Here is a 510-nt window from a genome sequence, read left to right as displayed (position 1 = left end):
AATGGACTCGCGTTCGGCGGTGATGTTGACCCAGGCTTTGGCGGAGCGGCCGGCTTCGGTAACTTTCAAGGCGGCGGCTACAATGCTATGAGTGCCAACAGCGCGAATGCCAACAGCTTTCAGGCTGGGGGATACCAAGCTGGAGGTCTCGGTGGTTTCGGCGCCGGCGGCAGCAGCATTTCGTCCAGCCAGCAGAGCTCGAGCGTCTCGTCGGTCAGCTCCAGCTTCCAAAGCTTGAATGGGCTTATCGGCGGCTTCCAATCCCAGCTCGCGGCCGGCCAGCTCACTCGGGACCTCGCGTTCCAGCGATGCCAGCAACTTGCCCAGTCCCTCCAGGCCGTCTTGAGCCAAGCCACCAACTGTGGCATTTGCTTCAACGACCCTGGTCAATTCGGCAGCATCGCCTCGAGCACCTTGAGCCAGTTCACCAACTTCGTGAGCTCGTTGCAATCCAGCTTTGATGGAAGCGCCTTCAGCCGAATCGCGTCTCCCTTGTCGGGTCTCACCTCG

1 protein-coding gene is annotated in these 510 nt (G+C 60.8%); it reads right to left on the bottom strand.

Annotated elements, in window-relative coordinates; translation table 11 throughout:
• Window positions 1-390 (bottom strand): hypothetical protein (locus tag IE219_RS32790; protein WP_189983754.1); only part of this gene is annotated, 390 nt, incomplete at its 3' end.
• Window positions 391-510: the final 120 nt, after the last annotated feature.

This window comes from Streptomyces termitum, from assembly GCF_014650175.1.
GTDB classification, from domain to species: domain Bacteria; phylum Actinomycetota; class Actinomycetes; order Streptomycetales; family Streptomycetaceae; genus Streptomyces; species Streptomyces termitum.
Note: the sequence above shows the minus strand (reverse complement) of the source record. Positions and strands in the feature narration are given on the sequence as shown.